Source organism: Erythrobacter sp. HL-111, assembly GCF_900105095.1.
In the GTDB taxonomy this organism is placed as follows: Bacteria; Pseudomonadota; Alphaproteobacteria; order Sphingomonadales; family Sphingomonadaceae; genus Erythrobacter.
In genome coordinates this window covers 91,567-109,374 of the sequence record NZ_LT629743.1, presented here as the reverse complement: position 1 = coordinate 109,374, position 17,808 = coordinate 91,567, and the positions used below count along the sequence as shown (strand labels likewise).

The 17,808-nt window shown below is 67.1% G+C and carries 20 protein-coding genes; 7 read left to right on the top strand and 13 right to left on the bottom strand.

Annotated features, from left to right (window positions below):
- The first annotated feature begins 25 nt into the window (after positions 1-25).
- From BLU08_RS00550 to BLU08_RS00540, 3 genes are read left to right on the top strand one after another with little or no spacing between them, the layout of a single operon-like run.
- Positions 26-313, top strand: a complete 288-nt coding sequence (locus BLU08_RS00550; protein ID WP_090193997.1) for a hypothetical protein — start codon at positions 26-28, stop codon at positions 311-313.
- A 3-nt stretch (positions 314-316) separates the two neighbouring features.
- Complete coding sequence (locus BLU08_RS00545; RefSeq protein WP_090193995.1) at positions 317-1,123, top strand: class I SAM-dependent methyltransferase; 807 nt, start codon at positions 317-319, stop codon at positions 1,121-1,123.
- The gene (locus BLU08_RS00540; RefSeq protein WP_172800948.1) at positions 1,120-2,076 is read left to right on the top strand and encodes a lysylphosphatidylglycerol synthase domain-containing protein; all 957 of its coding nucleotides are present in this window, start codon (positions 1,120-1,122) and stop codon (positions 2,074-2,076) included. The genes BLU08_RS00545 and BLU08_RS00540 overlap by 4 nt, the downstream gene beginning before the upstream one ends.
- Here BLU08_RS00540 and BLU08_RS00535 read toward each other — a convergent pair.
- Positions 2,021-3,151, bottom strand: coding sequence for a glycosyltransferase (locus BLU08_RS00535; RefSeq protein WP_090193991.1), 1,131 nt, complete (start codon positions 3,149-3,151; stop codon positions 2,021-2,023). The genes BLU08_RS00540 and BLU08_RS00535 overlap by 56 nt on opposite strands.
- 316 nt (positions 3,152-3,467) lie before the next feature.
- Between BLU08_RS00535 and BLU08_RS00530 the strand changes: the two genes are divergently transcribed.
- Complete coding sequence (locus BLU08_RS00530) at positions 3,468-5,012, top strand: CpaF family protein (protein WP_090193989.1); 1,545 nt, start codon at positions 3,468-3,470, stop codon at positions 5,010-5,012.
- A gap of 114 nt (positions 5,013-5,126) precedes the next feature.
- Here BLU08_RS00530 and BLU08_RS00525 read toward each other — a convergent pair whose 3' ends face one another.
- Positions 5,127-5,375 (bottom strand): hypothetical protein, encoded by a 249-nt coding sequence (locus BLU08_RS00525; protein WP_233996031.1) that lies wholly within the window; start codon positions 5,373-5,375, stop codon positions 5,127-5,129.
- A gap of 98 nt (positions 5,376-5,473) precedes the next feature.
- Here BLU08_RS00525 and BLU08_RS00520 point away from each other — a divergent pair, with 98 nt between their 5' ends.
- The 3 genes from BLU08_RS00520 (at position 5,474) to BLU08_RS00515 (ending at position 6,834) form a co-directional block, all read left to right on the top strand.
- On the top strand, positions 5,474-6,454 hold the full coding sequence (locus BLU08_RS00520; RefSeq protein ID WP_090193986.1) for a DMT family transporter: 981 nt from the start codon (positions 5,474-5,476) through the stop codon (positions 6,452-6,454).
- Positions 6,451-6,579 (top strand): hypothetical protein, encoded by a 129-nt coding sequence (locus BLU08_RS15570; RefSeq protein ID WP_255361267.1) that lies wholly within the window; start codon positions 6,451-6,453, stop codon positions 6,577-6,579. The genes BLU08_RS00520 and BLU08_RS15570 overlap by 4 nt, the downstream gene beginning before the upstream one ends.
- 123 nt (positions 6,580-6,702) lie before the next feature.
- The gene (locus BLU08_RS00515) at positions 6,703-6,834 is read left to right on the top strand and encodes an entericidin A/B family lipoprotein (protein WP_090193983.1); all 132 of its coding nucleotides are present in this window, start codon (positions 6,703-6,705) and stop codon (positions 6,832-6,834) included.
- A gap of 12 nt (positions 6,835-6,846) precedes the next feature.
- Here BLU08_RS00515 and BLU08_RS00510 read toward each other — a convergent pair whose 3' ends face one another.
- The 11 genes from BLU08_RS00510 to BLU08_RS00460 form a co-directional block, all read right to left on the bottom strand.
- Positions 6,847-7,446, bottom strand: coding sequence for a DUF938 domain-containing protein (locus tag BLU08_RS00510; RefSeq protein WP_090200808.1), 600 nt, complete (start codon positions 7,444-7,446; stop codon positions 6,847-6,849).
- Positions 7,443-9,005: a fatty acid--CoA ligase gene (locus BLU08_RS00505; protein ID WP_090193981.1), complete on the bottom strand. Its 1,563-nt coding sequence runs from the start codon at positions 9,003-9,005 to the stop codon at positions 7,443-7,445. The genes BLU08_RS00510 and BLU08_RS00505 overlap by 4 nt, the downstream gene beginning before the upstream one ends.
- 76 nt (positions 9,006-9,081) lie before the next feature.
- A complete protein-coding gene (locus tag BLU08_RS00500) occupies positions 9,082-9,531 on the bottom strand; it encodes an ABA4-like family protein (protein ID WP_090193978.1) in 450 nt (149 codons plus the stop codon).
- 13 nt (positions 9,532-9,544) lie between these two features.
- On the bottom strand, positions 9,545-10,279 hold the full coding sequence (locus BLU08_RS00495; protein ID WP_090193976.1) for an NAD(P)H-binding protein: 735 nt from the start codon (positions 10,277-10,279) through the stop codon (positions 9,545-9,547).
- A gap of 12 nt (positions 10,280-10,291) precedes the next feature.
- The gene (locus BLU08_RS00490) at positions 10,292-11,470 is read right to left on the bottom strand and encodes a deoxyguanosinetriphosphate triphosphohydrolase (RefSeq protein WP_090193973.1); all 1,179 of its coding nucleotides are present in this window, start codon (positions 11,468-11,470) and stop codon (positions 10,292-10,294) included.
- A 300-nt stretch (positions 11,471-11,770) separates the two neighbouring features.
- The gene (locus tag BLU08_RS00485) at positions 11,771-12,481 is read right to left on the bottom strand and encodes an aspartate/glutamate racemase family protein (protein ID WP_172800947.1); all 711 of its coding nucleotides are present in this window, start codon (positions 12,479-12,481) and stop codon (positions 11,771-11,773) included.
- 77 nt (positions 12,482-12,558) lie between these two features.
- Positions 12,559-13,587 (bottom strand): alpha/beta fold hydrolase, encoded by a 1,029-nt coding sequence (locus BLU08_RS00480; protein WP_090193971.1) that lies wholly within the window; start codon positions 13,585-13,587, stop codon positions 12,559-12,561.
- Positions 13,584-14,600 (bottom strand): SO2930 family diheme c-type cytochrome, encoded by a 1,017-nt coding sequence (locus BLU08_RS00475; protein ID WP_233996030.1) that lies wholly within the window; start codon positions 14,598-14,600, stop codon positions 13,584-13,586. Before BLU08_RS00475 ends, BLU08_RS00480 begins: the two co-directional genes overlap by 4 nt.
- Positions 14,597-15,805, bottom strand: coding sequence for a parallel beta-helix domain-containing protein (locus BLU08_RS00470; protein ID WP_090193969.1), 1,209 nt, complete (start codon positions 15,803-15,805; stop codon positions 14,597-14,599). Before BLU08_RS00470 ends, BLU08_RS00475 begins: the two co-directional genes overlap by 4 nt.
- 58 nt (positions 15,806-15,863) lie before the next feature.
- A complete protein-coding gene (locus BLU08_RS00465) occupies positions 15,864-17,357 on the bottom strand; it encodes a hypothetical protein (protein ID WP_090193966.1) in 1,494 nt (497 codons plus the stop codon).
- A 57-nt stretch (positions 17,358-17,414) separates the two neighbouring features.
- Positions 17,415-17,807, bottom strand: coding sequence for a hypothetical protein (locus tag BLU08_RS00460; RefSeq protein WP_233996029.1), 393 nt, complete (start codon positions 17,805-17,807; stop codon positions 17,415-17,417).
- Position 17,808: the final 1 nt, after the last annotated feature.

The following is a 17,808-nucleotide window of genomic DNA, read 5'->3' as shown; positions in this document are numbered from 1 at the left end:
CCGCCAACCCGTCAGACCACCGCCGGTGAATAATCCGGGCTATATCCGCTTCTGGGGCGACATCTTCCTGGCCGGACGAGAGATCGAAGCGGGCAAGGCGATTGAGTGGAATGCGCGCGTTCCGGGCCCTTACACGGTCGAAGGAGCACTTGCGGTGAACGGCATCGCCTATTCTGACGGCGAGGTGCTAGAAATGGAGCGCGGGATCGTCAGCCTTGTCAACTTGGGGAGCGAAACCGCCCGCCTTGTCTGGGGCCAGAACCCCCGGCGCCCGCAGACAATGCCGCCTGAGAATTACTGGACCGGATTCTAGGGGATGATGATGAGCATGGAAGCCGACCAGACCTTGAACCTGCAATTCGATGCGCCGCAGCGTACCGCGCTCGAAAGGCTCTTGCCGCCGCTGACACCCAATGCGTCGCTACGATGGGATGTGGTCTCGCGGCTGCTCCCCGAGAGCGTTGGGAACGCTCTTGAAATAGGCTGCGGGCGCGGCGCGGCAGCCGCCCGGATTGCCAGGCGGGCCGAAACCATGACGGCCGTCGAACCCGATGGCCAAAGCTTCAAGGCAGCGCAAAAAAACCTTCGTGGACTGGCGCAGGTTTTCAATTGCATGAGCCATGAATTGCCCGTCGCCGCGCGATTCGATACGATATGCGCGTTCGAAGTACTCGAACATATCGAAGACGACGCGGCTGCTCTTCAGGAATGGAAGGCCAAGCTCAAACCGGGTGGAGCGCTAGTAATTTCAGTGCCTGCGTGGCAGGCGCGTTTTAGCCTATTTGACGAGATGGTTGGTCATTTCCGCCGCTACGATCCCGAGCACCTGCAGGAGCGTCTCGATACGGCTGGGTTTGTCGATATTCACGTCGAACCTTATGGTTTTCCAGCGGGGCACGTGCTCGAAGCATGCCGCAACTTCGCCGCCATCCGCATGGCAAAGCACGATGCTGGAAAAGCCGACTATGCCGGGCGAACCGCAGCTTCGGGCCGCGTAATGCAGCCTGGACGAGGGATGATGGGCGATCTTGTCCAAATGGCCGCCCGCCCGATGGTCTGGACACAGCGCCTATTCCCCGGTCGCGGGGTCGGTCTCGTTGCCCGGGCATGCAAGCCCCTGTGACCCACGCTGCGACTTCCGATCGCATGCCGGAACGCGGCGAGCCGACTTGGAAAGCCCTTGCGCGGGTGGCTTTTCTGATCGCAACGCTAATCGCTGCCTTGGCATTGCTGTGGAATGAATGGCCGGGAATTTCGGCGGCGCTTGCTCAGGCTGATGACGGCCTGATCCTGCTGGCGGCGCTGGCGGCGATGGCGAATGTCGCGATGACCGCCGCGTCATGGCGCGTCCTTCTCATCAAAGCACCAATCGAGCTGTCTCCGCGGGCTTCAGCGCAGATCTTTTTTGTCGGCCAGATCGGCAAGTATCTGCCCGGCACATTATGGTCATTCATTGCATCAGGCGAACTCGCGCAGCGCGAGGGCTTTCCGCGCGGTGTAGCCATGGCAAGCCTCGGGCTTGCGCTGCTGATCGGACTGGCTTCCGGCATTTTCATGGCGCTAGCGCTGTTACCCAAAGCAATTGGCGATCTGACGGACAACCGTATCGTGTTGGGGGCAGCGCTGGTGTTTGTCGTCTTAGGCTTTATCCCGAAGGTGCAGCGAAAGGCGTTGCGCATGGCGCGCATCGATTTTCCGGTACCTCTTGGCGCGATCATCGCCTCGCTCACGTTCGCGCTCCTCGCGTGGTTTCTTGCAGGTGCTCAGATCGTCTTATTGTCCCAAGCCGTAGGCGCTCCGCTGGACTGGTCGGACTGGCCACAGGTCACAAGTGGTTATGCATTTGCCTGGGTAGCCGGGCTTCTTGTTTTCTTCGCCCCCGCAGGACTGGGCGCGCGCGAGGCCGGGCTGCTGGCGGTGCTGAGCCTGTCGATTGGCCTTGCCGAGGCTAGCGCAATCGTCCTTCTGTCGCGCCTCGCGGTAACCTTTGCAGACTTTGCCTGCGCCGGTATTGCGCTTGTTATGCCGGCTCATCCAGCCTCGCCAGCAGCTGCGCTACGCCGGCATCGGGACTGAGTTCACGCATTGCCTCTTCGGGGAGCGCGGCGAGTTCGTCCTTGCGGGCGAGAGCCTTGGCCACCGCATCCGCTAGCGCCTGCGCATCTCCCGGCGGCACGGTGATTATGCTGCATGGAAAGCGCTTCGCCAAGGGGTCCACCGCCGGGCTTGAGCGGGTGATGACCGGCTTGCCGACAGCTGCCTGCTGGAACAGCTTGTTAGGGATCACGCGCGCTGCCTTATCCGAAGCGCCAAAGACGCCCAAGCACAGACTCGCCCGAGCAATGACCGCCGGCAGTCTTTCGTAATCGATCCATTCGATCCATTCGATATTCGGCTCGCTACGAGTCAACGCGTCGCGCAGCATCGGTTCGAGCTGGCCTCGACCGATCACCACCCAGCGTATGTCGCGCCCTTTGGTGAGAGCCGCAGCCTCAAGGATGGTGGGCAATCCGTGGAGCGGTATCAGCTGGCCATAGAACAGCACGATGGGCCTATCGTCGAGCGGGCCCAGAACATCCTCGACCGTATCGTCTTGCACTGCCTCGGGCGTGAAGCCCGCTTCAGCACCAACCAGCACAGTGATGAATTTTTCACGTTTTAAATCATATTCTTGTGCAAAATAATCGCGATGTGCATCGGTGTCGACAAGGATCAGCGAAGCGCGCCCAAGCGCGATTTTCTCGAACCACCAGATAATGCTCGTGACCACGCCTCGCTTGATCAGCGCGCGGTCTCCTGCTACAGTATCGTGGATGGGGAGGAAAGCATCGAGAACTATTGGCCTGCGCATCGCCTGAGCAATCGGGGCAAGCAGCAGGATCTCGATAATGCCTGGATACGGCAGCAGGATCGCGGTTTCTTGCGATGTTTGCGCCAGGCGCCATATCGCGCGCGGATAGCCAAGAAACATCCGCCAAAGCACGCGGAGAACGTGGCCATACGAGGGAACATTCGTCTCTGGCACCTCCTCCCACGCAGGAATGAGGATTTCTTCTTCAAGCGCGCCAGCCCGCCGCAGCGCACCGAGCAGCAACCTGACCCGCGGTTTTCGCGTGTCATAGGCCCCGAAAGCGGCGAGCCCCGCACTCATCGGCTCGTCTCCGTAACCCAAGCGCGGGACAAAGGCCTGATACGCAGCGGTGCGAGCCAGAAGTCAGCGCGGGCCCCCGCCTCCCCGCCGACACAAATCGTCTGCGTGCCGACGCAAAAGCGGGGTAGTGTCGGCGGAGGAAGGAGAACAGGCATCATGCAGGGGACATGCCAGCCGGAAACCTTTGCGGGCAAGCGCGAGACTTAGGAAAAAAATAAGCTTTCCAAATTATTCACCAAATTTCGAGAGGCGCCCTTCGCCATCAGGCGAGAGATAGGTGGCGCAATTGATTTGATTGGAGCCTCGGGGGCTTGGCATGAGTGCATTCGGGAAAAAGGGCAACGCAGGCGGGATGAAACCCGGCAGCCGACCGGCTTTCGGAGTGGCCCGGCCGATGAAGGGTGGCGGGCGTCCCGGCGACGCGCCGCGCGGCGGCGAGCAGTTCCCGCCCCTGCCCGGCGAGGAAAGGCCGGCCGCGCCCGAAGCGCCCCGGCCCGCGCAGCCCAACCCCTCGCGCGGCGGCGCGACCTCGGCCGCGATGGAACGCCTCGCCGAGCGCATGAGCGCGGTCCACAACGCCGACAGCGAGGTCGGCGGTTTCGAAGCGAGCGTCCACAAGATCAAGGAACAGGTGCTCCCGCGCCTGCTCGAGCGGGTCGATCCCGAAGCGGCGGCGACGCTGTCGAAGGAGGAGCTATCCGAGGAATTCCGCCCGATCATCATGGAAGTGCTGGCCGAGCTCAAGGTCACGCTGAACCGGCGCGAACAGTTCGCGCTGGAAAAGGTGCTGATCGACGAGCTGCTGGGCTTCGGTCCGCTCGAGGAATTGCTCAACGATCCGGACGTGTCCGACATCATGGTCAACGGCCCGGACCAGACCTACATCGAAAAGAAGGGCAAGCTCCAGCTCGCCCCGATCCGCTTCCGCGACGAACAGCACCTGTTCCAGATCGCGCAGCGCATCGTCAACCAGGTCGGCCGCCGCGTCGACCAGACCACGCCGCTGGCCGACGCCCGCCTCAAGGACGGCAGCCGCGTCAACGTCATCGTCCCGCCGCTTTCGCTGCGCGGCACCGCGATCTCGATTCGCAAGTTCTCCGAAAAGCCGATCACCCTCGACATGCTCAAGGAATTCGGCTCGATGAGCGAGAAGATGTGCACCGCGCTCAAGATCGCGGGCGCGTGCCGGATGAACATCGTCATCTCGGGCGGCACAGGTTCGGGCAAGACGACCATGCTCAACGCCCTGTCGAAGATGATCGACCCGGGCGAACGCGTGCTGACGATCGAGGACGCGGCGGAACTGCGCCTGCAGCAGCCGCACTGGCTGCCGCTGGAAACCCGCCCGCCGAACCTCGAAGGCCAGGGCGCGATCACGATCGGCGACCTCGTGAAGAACGCGTTGCGTATGCGACCCGACCGCATCATCCTCGGCGAAATCCGCGGCGCGGAGTGTTTCGACCTCCTCGCGGCGATGAACACCGGCCACGACGGCTCGATGTGCACGCTGCACGCCAACAGCCCGCGCGAGTGCCTTGGCCGTATGGAAAACATGATCCTGATGGGCGACATCAAGATCCCCAAGGAAGCCATTTCGCGCCAGATCGCCGAATCGGTGGACCTCATCGTGCAGGTCAAGCGCCTGCGCGACGGTTCGCGCCGCACCACCAACATCACCGAGGTGATCGGGATGGAGGGCGACGTGATCGTGACGCAGGAATTGTTCAAGTTCGAATATCTCGACGAGAGCGAGGACGGGAAGATCCTCGGCGAATTCCGCTCGTCGGGCCTGCGTCCCTACACGCTCGAAAAGGCGCGCCAGTTCGGGTTCGACCAGGCGTATCTGGAAGCCTGCCTTTGAGGCAGGCGATACCGGGCCATCCGGCCCGGTATCTGCGGCCTGGCCGGCCGGCGGGCAGTCGCCCTTGCGGCGGCTGAGCCGCCGGGGCTTACCGAGACGAGGCTTCGGCGCGCGCTACAACAATTCCCCCAGCACCACCGGCGCGCTCAGGGAGAGCATTCCCCCACCGATGATCGCGCAGGCGACAAAGATCGGCGTCCATGGCACCCAGCCGACAGCTTCGAGCCGGTGAAGCGGGCGGCTTCGCACCCGCCGCCGCTCCATCACGGCGGCGAGCCCCGCGACCACCCAGAACCCGAGCCCCGCAAGCGCCATCAGCGTCGCGTCGCTCGCAAGCAGAAGGCGGTGGAAGAGATCGATCATCATTGGCATCCGCTGGGCGGAGACTCCCCAGGCCGTGACGAGCATTTAGGCGCGCTCGGCGCTTGCGCAATCCCATGGGGGGCCTAAGTCGCGCTGCAATGGATGGCTCCATCGCCCGCCCCCGCCCGCTGCTCGCGCTCGCCGTCCGCCTTGCCACCGCCGCCGTGCTCGCAACCATGGGGATGCTGGTCAAGCTCGCCGGAGAGCGCGGGGCGCATCTGCTCGAACTGATCTTCTGGCGTCAGGCGCTCACCGTCGTCGCGGTCGTCGGCGTGCTCGCGGCGTGGCGACGGCTCTCCACCATCCGCACCCGGCGCATCGGCGCCCACGCCCGGCGCGCGGCCTACGGCATCACCGGCATGATGTTCGTCTATGGCGCGGTCATGCTCCTGCCCCTGCCAGAGGCGACCGCGATCAGCTTCACCGCACCCTTTTTCGCGGTGATGATCTCGGTCCTGATGTTCGGCGAGAAGGTCGGGCTGTATCGCTGGGGCGCCGTGATGCTGGGGTTCGCGGGCGTGCTCGTCATCACCAGCCCCGGTTTCGGCCTTGCCGCAGGCAGCGCGATCGACCCGTGGGGTGCGGCGGTCGGTCTGGTCGCCGCCTTCCTCGTCGCGCTCATCAGCTTCCAGGTGCAGGACCTCAACACCACCGAAAGCCCGTGGAGCATCGTGTTCTGGTTCTCCGCCATCACCGCCCCGCTCATGGCGCTTGCCCTGCCCTTCGTGTCGGGCGCGCATGATGCCGGGACCTGGGGCATCATCCTCGCCATGGCGCTATGCGGGGCGCTGGCGCAGATAATGCTGACGACCTCGCTCAGGTTCGGGTCGGCGGCGGTCATCCTGCTGATGGACTACACCTCGCTCCTGTGGGCGACCTTCTACGGCTGGCAGGTGTTCGGCCGCGCCGCGCCGGCGAGCCTTTGGATCGGCGCCCCGCTCATCATCGGGGCGGGCGCGCTGATCGCCTGGCGCGAACGGGAACTCGCCCGCAAAAAGGCGCGCCCTGCCGCAGTTTCGGAACCGCCTTCGCCCCAACACCTTGATTCGGCGTGCAAGCACAAAGGAGGACCGACATGATCCGCAAGACTTTCATCGCCATCGCCGCGAGCACGCTGACCCTCGCCGCGGCCGCCTGCAACACCGTCGACGGCGCGGGCGAGGACCTGCAATCGGCATCGGACGAGGTCGAAGACGAAATCTGATTTCCCCACGACCGCGAAAAGGGGCTCGCCCGCCCGGCGGGCCCTTTTTTGTTGCCTTTCCGGCGCGCGGTGCCAATTTCGCCGGGGCGTCAAACCCCCGTGCAGATCGATAAGGCCAGACCGATGAAACTGAAGCGCCTGAACGCCGCCGTGATCGGCGCGATCCTCGCCTCGACCGCCGCCTGCAACACGGTCGAAGGGCTGGGCGAGGACATCAAGTCGGTCGGCCGCGCGGGCGAGCGCGCGATCGATTGAGCCGCGCCGCAGCTAGCGCCGCCGGTAGACGAGCGTGAGGTTGTTGGCGGGCATTTCGTGGCGCGCGGTGCGGGTGAAACCGCTGCGCGCGGCAAGCCGGTCGATCTCGGCAAGGTCGCGGATGCCCCAGCGCGGATCGCGAGCCTTCAGCGAAAGGTCGAAATCGAGATTGGACGGGGCGGGTTCGACGCCCTCCTCGAAGAAAGGACCATAGAGGACCAGCGGCGTCCCTTGATCGAGCAGGCGCGCGGCTCCGTCGAACAGGCCCGTCGCCGCCTCCCACGGGGCAATGTGGATCATGTTGATGCACACCAGCGAATCGGCGTGCTGCACCGGCCAGTCGCGCGCCGCGGCGTCAAGCCGCACCGGGGCCGAGAGGTTCTCGCCCGGATAATCCTCGCGGTAGGCCGCGATCGAGGCGAGCGCCTCTTCCCCCGGATCGCTCGGCAGCCATTCGAGCGCGGGAAAGCGCCCGGCGAAGAACACCGCGTGCTCGCCCGTCCCTGCCGCCACTTCGAGCACGCGGCCGGTTTCGGGCAATTCCCCGGCGAGCACGGCCGCGATCGGTTCGCGGTTGCGGAGCGTGGCGGGGGCGTGCTGTTTCAAGGTCAGGAAACCTGCCGTTCCTGCCCTTCCCAATAGGGCGCGCGCAGCTGGCGGCGCAGGATCTTGCCGCTGGGATTGCGCGGCATTTCGGGGATGACATCGACGCTCTTGGGCGCCTTGAACGCGGCGATCCTTTCGCGGGCGTAGGCGATGACGTCGGCCTCGTCGATCTCGTGGCCGGGCCTGGGCACGACGCAGGCCTTGACCTCCTCGCCCCATTTCGCGCTCGGCACGCCGATCACCGCGACCTCGGCAATCGCCGGGTGGCCGTAGATCGCGCTCTCGACCTCGGCCGGATAGACGTTCTCTCCGCCGGAGATGATCATGTCCTTGATCCGGTCCTGGATGTAGACATAGCCGTCCTCGTCCATGATCCCGGCATCGCCGGTGTGGAGCCAGCCGTCCGGATCGATCGTCTTTCCCGTCGCCTCCGGCAGTTTCCAGTAGCCCGCGGTGTTGGAAGGCGACCTGACGCAGACCTCGCCGATCTCGCCGCGCGGCAGTTCACGGTTGTCGGGCCCGCGCACCTCGATCTCGGCGCCCGGCACCGCCTTGCCGGCCGAACGCATCCGCCGGTTGCCCTCGAGGCTGTGGTCCTCGGGCGGCAGGATCGAGATCGTGCCCGCCGTCTCTGTCATGCCGTAGGCCTGGAGGAACTTCGTCCCCGGCATGGTCCGCACCGCTTCCTTGAGCAGTTCGAGCGGCATGGGCGCCGCGCCGTACATGAGATAGCGCAGGTTGGAGAAATCGGTTTCGGCCGCGCGCGGATGCTGGACCACCATCTGAAGGGCGGCGGGCACGATGAACATGTGGGTCGCGCCGTTCTCGATCGCCTCCAGCACGCCCACCGGCGTGAATTCGGCCTGGACGAGGCTCCTGACCCCGTTCGCCACCGCGATGTTCATCAGCCCCGTGCCCCCGATGTGCGCGCAAGGCATCGCGATCAGGAAGCAGTCGCCCTCCTCGAAGAAATTCCATTCGAGCCCCGCCTCGTTGCCCGGGTTGCGAAGGCCGAGGAGGTTGCGGTTGGACAGCACCGCGCCCTTGGGATTGCCGGTCGTGCCCGAGGTGTAGAGCTGCAGCACCGCCTCGTCCGGGCCCGGCGCCTCGTAGGTCGCGGGCGGCAGCGAAGCGGCCTCGCGCCGGGCCGCCTCGGCCTCGATCACCTGCGGCTTCATCGGCACGTCGCCCGCCACCCTGCTCGCGGTGCCGACGAATTCGGCGCCGGCGAAGAGCAGCTTCGCGCCGGTATCCTCGAGGATGTAGGCGATCTCGGGCGGGGCGAGCCGCCAGCCGATCGGCACCATCACCGCGCCCACCCGCGCGGCGGCGAGATAGAGCAGGAAATACATGTCCGCGTTCTTGCCGAGCCACGCGATCCGGTCGCCCTTGCCCACCCCGCGTTCGCGCAAAAGGGTGATGAGGCGCCGCGTGAGGTCGTCCGCCTCGGCAAAGCTCGTGCGCCTGCCCTCCTGTTCGAAGGCGGGCGCGTCGGGCCGTTCCTTCGCCCAGAAGGTCAGGATTTCATCGAAGGTGAAAAAATCGTGATGGGCTTGTCGCGCCATGGCCGTGCTCTCTCCCAGCTTGGTCACAGGACCTTGGTTAAGCACGGCCCGCAGGCGAGGTCCACCGCCTAGATCGCTAGCTGAACCGGCCGGTCTTGCGCGCCACCGGCTCGCGCACGACCAGCCAGATCAGCAGGCCGAGCGGCCCGGCCATGAAGGTCGCCAGCAGGATCGGGGCCTGCACCAGCCGCGAGACGTTCTTCGCATCGCCGTCGCGCGCGATCCACAGGCCGACGAAAAGGTCGAAGGCGAGGTAATGGGTCCAGCCGATCGTCACACCCGCGCGGGTCGCGAAGATCGCCTGGACCCCTTCGATCGTGGTGAAGTCCGCCCCGCCGCCTTCGGGGTTCGGGATCAGCCCGCTCACCACTCCGATCATGCCGACCGCATAGACGAGGCACAGCAGGCCGACGCCGAGATAGAGCACGCCCGACAGCAGCGCCGGCCAGCGCGGCAGCAGGATCAGCGCCACCCACGCGATCAGCGCGAGCAGGTTCACGGCGTTGAAGATCGCGGACCAGTCCATTGCCTTTCCCCTTTCAGCGCCGCTTCGCGCGCCATTCGCGCGCGGCGCGTTTGATCGCTTCGTTGTCGTGGGCGAAGCGCCCCTGCGCGCGCCGCTGGGCGAGGAACAGCGCGGCCTCGGCGACGACATCCGCCTCGATCGAGCGGAACGGCGCCCATTTCGCGGGCAGCAGCGGTTCGACCAGCGGGCTAGCCGCGATCGCGAGGCGCTCCAGCAGGCGGCGATCCCCGTCGCGCTCGCCCCGGAGCAGGCCCGGGCGCAGGATGTCGAGCCGCCGGAAGCCGAGCTTGGAAACCATCGCCTCGGTCTCGCCCTTGACCCGCAGGTAGAAGGTCCTGGCGCGCGGATCGGCCCCGGCCGCGCTCACCAGCACCATGTTCGGCACGCCCGCCGCGGCCGCCGCCTTCGCCGTGGCGATCACGAGGTCCTGGTCGACCGCGCGGAAGGCGGCCTCCTCGCGGCCCGCCTTTTTCCAGGTCGTGCCGAGCGCGCAGACGAGCGCGCGCGGGCGCACCGCCTCGAGCACCTCTCCCCACTTGTCGGGCTCGGCGACGAACACCTCGACCCGCGCGCCCGGCGGCAGGGGCACCTCGCGCCGGGCGATGCCGACGATCCGCACCTCCTCGCCCGCGCTGGAGATCGCGATCAGCCGGCTTCCCACCAGCCCCGTCGCCCCGACCAGCGCGAGCCGCACGGGCGCGGGCGGGCGCGTCTCGCTCCCGGAGCCCTGGGCGAGGGTCCGGATCATGCCCCGCCGCGCTCAGACATTGACCAGCCCCAGCGGGCGTTCGCCGTAGATCTCGGCGCAGGCGCGGATGGCGAAGCGGTCGCTCATCCCGGCGATGAAATCGGTGATGACGCGGCTGCGATGGGGCTCGCGCTCGGGCAGGCGTTCCTGCCATTCGGGCGGCATGAGGCTCGAATCCTGCGAATAGGCCGCCACCAGCCGGGCGACCACGTCGCGCGCGCGTTCGGCGGCGGTGATCTGGTCGGGGTGGTAGTAGAGCTTGTCGTACATGAAGCTCTTGAGCCGGCGCTCGTCCTCCGCCAAGGCGGGCGAGAAACCGGCGAGCTGGCGCCCCGCCGAACGCACCTCGGCGACCGAGCCGATGTCCCTCACCTGTTCGCGCGTGTGCTCGATCACGTCGTTCACCATCAGCCCGATCTGGTCGCGCACCAGTTCGCGCAGCAGCCGGTCGCGCGGCGCATCGGGAAAGCGCCGTTCGACGGCGCGCCACTGGTCGGCGAGGAAATCGAGCTGCAGGAGATCGTCGAGATCGAGGAAGCCCGCGCGCAGCCCGTCGTCGATGTCGTGGTTGTCATAGGCGATGTCGTCCGACACCGCCGCGACCTGCGCCTCGAGCGAGGGCCAGGTGCCGAGATCGAGCGGGAAGGCCTCGTCGAGTTCGGCCAGCGCCCAGTTCGGCGCGACCACCGGGCCGTTGTGCTTGGCGAGCCCTTCGAGCAGGTCCCAGGTCAGGTTCAGCCCGTCGTGTTCCGGATAGGGACACTCGATCCGCATGACCGTCCTCAGCGCCTGTGCGTTGTGGCAGAAGCCGCCGTGGCGCAGCATGGCATCGCACAACGCTGCCTCGCCCGCGTGGCCGAACGGCGGGTGGCCGAGATCATGCGCGAGGCACAGCGCCTCGGTCAGGTCCTCGTCGAGGCCGAGCGCGCGCGCGATGACCCGGCCGATCTGGGCGACCTCGAGGCTGTGGGTCAGGCGGGTGCGGTAATGGTCTCCCTCCGGCGCGATGAAGACCTGGGTCTTGGATTTCAGCCGCCGAAAGCTCATCGAGTGGATGATCCGGTCGCGGTCGCGCTGGAAATCGGTGCGCGGTCCGCGCTGTTCCGCGCGGAGCGGCGCCTCGCCGGCCCGCCCGGTCCATTCGCGGCCCCCATGGGCGTGCGGGTCGGCTGCATAGGGCGCGCGCGTCATCACGCCCGAGCGCTTAGGTCAGCGCCGCGCGCGGCTCAACGGGAACAGATCGAAAACACCGGCAGGGCGAGCCGGAAAAGGGGGGAAAGGGGCCACTCCCCAGGTGCATTGGGGGGGGGTTGGAGAGCGGCCCCAAGAGCCCGAAGGCCCCGGGCCATCGGATCGAACCGACAGCCCGGAACTCGCCGTCACGATGGATGGACGAAGTTCCGGCGGCGCCCTAGGTGGTGGCCGGCGGGGTTGCATAGGGCATGGCGCCAAGTTGCGGCGGGGCGTGTCCGAATGGCGATCAGCCGCCGCTCAGTCGACAAGTTCCTGGTCGAGCACCCAGTCGGCTGCGGCCTCGCAGTGGATCCGGGTCGAATCGAACACCGGCAGGACATTGGCGTCGATGTCGACGACGAGGTTGAGTTCGGTGCAGGCGATCACGATCGCATCGGCGCCTTCCTGCGACTTGGCCGTGATCATCGTCTTCATCTCGCGCTGGGCCTCGCGGCTGACCTTGCCGACCATGAGCTCGTCGTAGATGATCCGGTCGAGCAGTTCGACATTGCTCATGTTCGGCGGGAGCAGGTCGATCCCGTGCGCGACGAGCCGCTTGCGATAGAAGCTTTCGGTCATCACGTTGCGCGTCCCGATCAGCGCGGCGCTCTTGTGACCCGACCGCTTGAGCGTGCGCCCGACATATTCGGCGATGTGGAGGATCGGGACATCGACCGCTGCGGCGACGTCGTCATAGACCTTGTGCATCGAATTGGCGCCGATGATGAGCCCTTCGGCACCCGCGCCCCGGAGCCGCTTCGCGCTTTCGGTCAGCACTTCGGCCGCGCGCTTCCAGTCCTCCTCCTCGCGCAGGGCGTAGAGCTGGGCGAAATCGAGGCTTTCGATGAGCAGCGGCGCGCTCGCCATGGGGGCGGCGCGTTTCTGCACGATGCGGTTGATGCGGTCATAATAGATGCCCGTCGACACCCAGCTCATGCCGCCGATCAATCCGAGTTTACGCAAAGCCATTGGGTGACTCCGTCCAATCTTCCCCACGGTTTAGCGAGGAAGCGCAAGAACAGTCCATAGCGCGCGTTTGCGCGGGGCTATTTCGCGGCTTCGTCGGCGAACGCCCGGTTTTCGAGCCACTCGCGCACGTCCGAAAGGCTGCGCCGGGGCGCTTCCTTCTGCGGCAGGTGGCCGACGCCTTCGTACACGACGAGCCTGGTGTCGGGCATGACCCGGTCGAGCCAGCGCCCCGCGGCGAGCGGGATCAGCCGGTCCTCGGCGCCCCACAGGATCAGCGCGGGCGCGTCGATCCCGGCGATCTCCTCTTCGGCGAGCGGGTCGTATTCGCCCGCGAAACGATCGAGCGTCGCGCGGCGGTTGCCGGGATAGCGCAGCAGTTCCCAGTAGCGGTCGATCATCGCCTCGGTGACGACCGACTTGACCGAAACGCTCTGTTCGAGACTGCTTTCGATCAGCGAGCGCGGGGTGACCTGTTCGACGATCCGGTTGACCCCCGGCAATTGCGCGATGGCGAAGCCGATATTGCCGCTGCCGTCGTCATCCTCCTCCTGCGCGTTGTCCTCCTCCCCGCCCGGCTCCTCGCCGCCCAGCTCTTCCTCGCCCAGCATCGGCCCGCCGCTTGCGTCGACGAGCACGAGGCCGAGCACGCGCTCGGGATGGACGGCGGCGAAGGCCATGGCGTGCTTTCCGCCCATCGAATTCCCGCCGATCACGAACCGGTCAAGCCCGAGCGCGTCGGCCACCTCGCGCACGTCCTCGGTGTAGTTGGCGCGGCTGTAATCGCCTTCGGGATCGGGGCCGGTGAGGCCGTGCCCGACCTGGTCGAAGCGGATCACGCGGTAGCTGTCCTCGAGCCCGGCGGCCCATTCGTCCCAGGTGTGGAGGTCTGAATTCGAGCCGTGCAGCAGCATGATCGGCAGGCCGTCGCGCGGTCCCGTGTCGCGCAGGTGAACGACGGTGCCGTCGCCGATCTCGACGAAGCGCGAGGGCTCGCCGCCATACTTGGCGCGCATCGCCTGCGCGTCGGTATCGGGCGTGCGGAATACCAGGAACAGCACGACGAGCACCGCGACCAGGCCGAGCGCGATGCGAAGGACCCATTTCATGGCGAAGGCATCTCCGCAATCCAGCGGCGCACGATCGAGACGCCCTCGCGGTCTACGGTTTCCCGGCCGAGTTCGGGCATGGCGACCCCCGGCTCGGCGGAGGCCATGCGATGGGCGAGGATCGAGCCATCGGGATCGCCCGGGGCAATGCTGACGAGCAGCCCGCCGGCCCCGCGCCCCGCGGCGACCGGCGGCTTGTCGATGCCGATGGCGTGGGGATCGTCCTGTTCCCACCTCAGGTCGAGCCCCGAATTCGACGCCGCCCCGCCCGGCTGGTGGCAATGGGCGCAATTGACGTCGAGATAGGCCCGCGCGAGCGCCTCGGTCCGCGCGCCCGCGCGCGCGTTCCGGTCGGGCAGCGTGTCGTGCCCGGCGGGCATGGCGGCGAGCATCCCGGCGCGTTCCATGCGCGCGAGCCATCCGGCGGAAAGGTTGCGCGCTTTCGGCCCGATCGGTATCACCGCGCCGTTCTTCGAATGGCAGGTCTTGCACTGGTTCTTGTTCGGCACGCGGTAACTGATCGTCTCGCCCGCGGGCGTCGTGACCGGCAACCGCGCCCCCGCGAGGGCGAGGCGCGCGTCGGTCTGTTCCTCGTTCCAGAGATAGGGCAGCGCGACCCAGCCCCCGGCGCGGTGGAGGAGCACGCGGGTCTCGATCAGGCGCCGCTCCTGCCCTTCCCCGAAAGCGAAGGTCTTGACGATCGCCGAACCCACCGGAAAGCGCGGCAGGCCTTGTCCGTCGGGCTCCATCGCCGTGCCTTGGGGGACGTAGACGAAGCGCAGCTTGTCCGCTCCGTCGGACCAGAGCGGCGTGTTGAGTTCGTAGGCGGCGACCCGCGCGGCAGGCTGCTGCGCGGCGAGATCGGTGAAGAACCCGTATTCGGACAGCGCGCGCGGCATCCCCTCCATGACCGCCGCCTCGCTGACCGCCGCAGGAACGCGCGCGGCCGAATGGCCGACGACCCCCGCGAGCGCGAACGCCCCGGCGAGGAGAAGGACCGCGCCGCGCTTCACTTCAGCCGGGCCACCATGCTTTCGGGCAGGTTCACCCGGGCGAGCGCCGGCGCACCCTCGGGTGTGGCAGCAGGCTTCGGCATCATGACGTCGGGCTTCGCCTCGGCGATCGACTGGCCGACCGCGGTGAGGCCGAGGCTCAGGACCGGCACGGGGTCCTCGACCGTCAGCCCCTGCTGCAGTCCGTCGGCGAGGATCGGGGGCAGGGCACCGCCCACCGCGGCGACCAGCATCTCGCCCCCCGGAAAGTCCGGCGCGCTGCCGCCTTCGCCATAGACATTGCCCTTCACCAGCACATCGACCGGGCGCGGCTGATAACGATCATCCGTATAGCCCTGCGAATAGGCGATCAGCATGACGTGGCTCGTCGCGTTGTTGGTGAGCAGGTTTTCGGTCACGTGAACATTGGTGTTCGCCATCACCATCACGCCAGTCCCCGCCGGAACGCTCGCGACGATGTTGCCCTCGGGCGCGAAATTGTCGGTGTTGTTGCCGATCAACGCGTTGCGCGCGACCAGCACGTCGCCCCCGCCGACCCGCGGCAGGCCGGGCAGGTCGAAGACGAGGATCCCGCCGGTGTTCATCGTCGCGAGATTGTCGGTGACCTCGGCGTGGTTCGAATTCTCGATCTCGATCCCGGCAACGTTCTCGACCACGCGGTTGCGGCGCACGATGATGTTTTCCGACTGGCCGACATAGATCCCCGCATCGCTCGCCCCGCGCACGTAGCTGTCCTGCACGAGGATGTTCGCGCTTTCGACCGGATAGATGCCGTAGGCCCCGTTCGAGGCTTTCGGCCCGCCGGTCCATTCGACCCGCAGGGCGTGGTAGATGATGTTGTCCGCACCCTTGGACTTGATTCCGTCGCCCTTGGCGTTCTCGACCGCGAAATCGCGCAGGGTGACATCGTCGGAAGTGACGAGCAGCCCCTCGCCCGCGCCCTGCTGGCCGGTGAAATCGAGGATGCTGGCGGTGTCGCCCTCCATCCCCGCACCGCGCAGCGTGACCCGGTCGACATCGAGGCTGAGCCCGTCGGTCAGCGCATAGCGCCCCGGTTCGAGCACGATCTCGTCACCCGGCTCGGCGAGGATGAGCGCCTCCTGCAGGCGTTCCTGGGCGCCTTCGCCCGGGGCGACGGTGCGCGTTTCGGCGGCAAGCGGTGCGGCAGACGCCAGCAGCAGCGCGCCAAGGGCCAGTCTTGTCATTGTCTCTCTCCCTCCATTCCCGCTCATCTGGCCCATAAAAGGGAGCGCTGACAAGGCTTCAGGTGCCCGTCGCGGCCTCCAGACCCTTTAGCGAGAGTCGCCGTCCCGGCGCGAAGCGAAGCGAATTGCGGAATGCCTCCGCCGCCTCTTCCCTGCGGCCGAGCGCCAGCAATTCCTCGCCCAGCAATTCCCAGCTGGGCTTGGGCATGGCGGGCGGGCCGAATACGGTGGGCAAAGCGGATTCGGCCTCCGCCGCCGCGCGCAGTGCGGCAAGACCGCCTTGCGTGTCCCCCGAAGCGAGCAGGCGAACCGCCTCGACCTGCGCGATCGCACGCTCGATCCAGGGCATGGTGGTGCGATCGTCGGGAGCCATCCGCGCGAGCAGATCGGGCACCGCCTCGGCATCGCCCCGCATTTCGGCAAGCGCGGCTGCGACGGCACTGGGGTCCTCGCGGCGGCGCAGCGCCTCGACATGGGTAAGAAGCAGGCGCGGAAGCAGGAAGGCTCGCCTGTCCTCGTCCAGCGGTTCGGGCCATTTGCCGGTATCGACCGCCTGCCATGCGGCCATCACGCTGTAACTCCTGACGGGCCCATAGGCAGGCTCACCGCTCTCGGCCACCGCACGGCAGGCCGCCACGCGGTCGCTTGCATCCTTGCCCTGCTGAAGGCGGGCATAGACAAGCCATTCATTGTAATGTCCGCAATCGGTGGGCGCACGCCCCGCAGCGATGCGCTGGCGATCCACCACGGCATCGGCGTTGATGTTCGCTTCCTCCGAAGCCTCCCAGTCGGCGAGCGCGTGGAAGATGTGGCTCACCATGTGCTGGGCGTGGCCCGCATCGGGCGCGACGGTCGCGTAGCGTTCGGCCATGCGTTCGCCCAGCGGCGCGTGGACAGGGTCGTCATAGGAATGAATGAGGTAGTGGAGGATCCCGGGGTGCTGAGGGTGCGTCATGAACCCGGGTTCGAGGATGCCGGCCGCCTCCATGTAGATCGGCACCTGCCGCCCGCCATGCGAGGAGCCGAGCACGGCAAGGCCGGTAAAGGCGCGCACGTCGATATCGTCAGGATAATTGGCCAGCATGGCGCGCATCCTGGCGAGATAGGCGAGATCGCGCTGATCTTTCGTCCCTTCCTCGGCATAGAGCGTCTCGATCGCGGCGAGCCACGCCTTCTCGCGCGGGCTGCGCGCCTTCGCCGCGCGGGCCTCGGCGGAGGGGGCGAGCCGCGCGAGGATCGCGCGCGCCGCGTCGCGGTCCTGCTCTTCCCACAAGGGGTGGTTGTGGGTCATGGCCTCGCCCCAATAGGCCATGGCGAAACCGGGATCGGCCGCCTGCGCCGCGCGGAAGGCTTCGCCCGCGCGGGCGTATTCGAAATTGTGGAGCAGCGCGAGGCCGCGCAGGAACCGGGCCTTGGCCGTCTCCTCCGCCTCGACTTCGAAGACCATGTATTCGGTCCCGACCCGCTCGCCCGCGGGATCGGCGGTTTCGGCCCTGGCCGCGCCGGTGACGGCGCAGGCGAAGAGGGCGGCGGCAAGGGTCGATCTGATCATGAAGGGTTCTCCCGATGGCCTGCGAGTGTGCGGACAGGCTGGCGGCAAGGCAAGGCTTCAGAAACGATCGCGCAGCATTTCCATCCCGCAACCCGCCGCCGCCCGCGCGAGCGCATCGACCGCCGCGGGATCATCGACCCGTTCAAGCCGCACCAGCGCCTCGCGGATCGAGCGCGGCAGCGCGCTCTCGCCGGGTTCCGGGGCGAGCCGTTCGAGCTTTCGCAATTGCTCGCGGCCGAGCCGGTCGACGAGGCGCGGGGCCATGCATTCGGCCATGGGCGCGGGCATCCCGTTGTCGGTGAGCGCGCGTTCGACCCGAGCTTCGGTCACGGTGTCGAGCATCCCGTCCTCGCGCAGCACGAACCACGCACCCGCAGCGATGACGATGATGGCGAGGAGAATCGCAAGAAGCCGCAGCGGTCGCGGCCCGTTGCCTCCCTCGCCCGCCACC

Bases quoted from the DNA above. Each gene is read 5' to 3' on its own strand.
- BLU08_RS00545 (WP_090193995.1), top strand. From the start codon at position 317: ATGATGATGAGCATGGAAGCCGACCAGACCTTGAACCTGCAATTCGAT.
- BLU08_RS00535 (WP_090193991.1), bottom strand. From the start codon at position 3,151: ATGAGTGCGGGGCTCGCCGCTTTCGGGGCCTATGACACGCGAAAACCG.
- BLU08_RS00530 (WP_090193989.1), top strand. From the start codon at position 3,468: ATGAGTGCATTCGGGAAAAAGGGCAACGCAGGCGGGATGAAACCCGGC.
- BLU08_RS00525 (WP_233996031.1), bottom strand. From the start codon at position 5,375: ATGATCGATCTCTTCCACCGCCTTCTGCTTGCGAGCGACGCGACGCTG.
- BLU08_RS00520 (WP_090193986.1), top strand. From the start codon at position 5,474: ATGGATGGCTCCATCGCCCGCCCCCGCCCGCTGCTCGCGCTCGCCGTC.
- BLU08_RS15570 (WP_255361267.1), top strand. From the start codon at position 6,451: ATGATCCGCAAGACTTTCATCGCCATCGCCGCGAGCACGCTGACCCTC.
- BLU08_RS00515 (WP_090193983.1), top strand. From the start codon at position 6,703: ATGAAACTGAAGCGCCTGAACGCCGCCGTGATCGGCGCGATCCTCGCC.
- BLU08_RS00505 (WP_090193981.1), bottom strand. From the start codon at position 9,005: ATGGCGCGACAAGCCCATCACGATTTTTTCACCTTCGATGAAATCCTG.
- BLU08_RS00500 (WP_090193978.1), bottom strand. From the start codon at position 9,531: ATGGACTGGTCCGCGATCTTCAACGCCGTGAACCTGCTCGCGCTGATC.
- BLU08_RS00495 (WP_090193976.1), bottom strand. From the start codon at position 10,279: ATGATCCGGACCCTCGCCCAGGGCTCCGGGAGCGAGACGCGCCCGCCC.
- BLU08_RS00490 (WP_090193973.1), bottom strand. From the start codon at position 11,470: ATGACGCGCGCGCCCTATGCAGCCGACCCGCACGCCCATGGGGGCCGC.
- BLU08_RS00485 (WP_172800947.1), bottom strand. From the start codon at position 12,481: ATGGCTTTGCGTAAACTCGGATTGATCGGCGGCATGAGCTGGGTGTCG.
- BLU08_RS00480 (WP_090193971.1), bottom strand. From the start codon at position 13,587: ATGAAATGGGTCCTTCGCATCGCGCTCGGCCTGGTCGCGGTGCTCGTC.
- BLU08_RS00470 (WP_090193969.1), bottom strand. From the start codon at position 15,805: ATGACAAGACTGGCCCTTGGCGCGCTGCTGCTGGCGTCTGCCGCACCG.
- BLU08_RS00465 (WP_090193966.1), bottom strand. From the start codon at position 17,357: ATGATCAGATCGACCCTTGCCGCCGCCCTCTTCGCCTGCGCCGTCACC.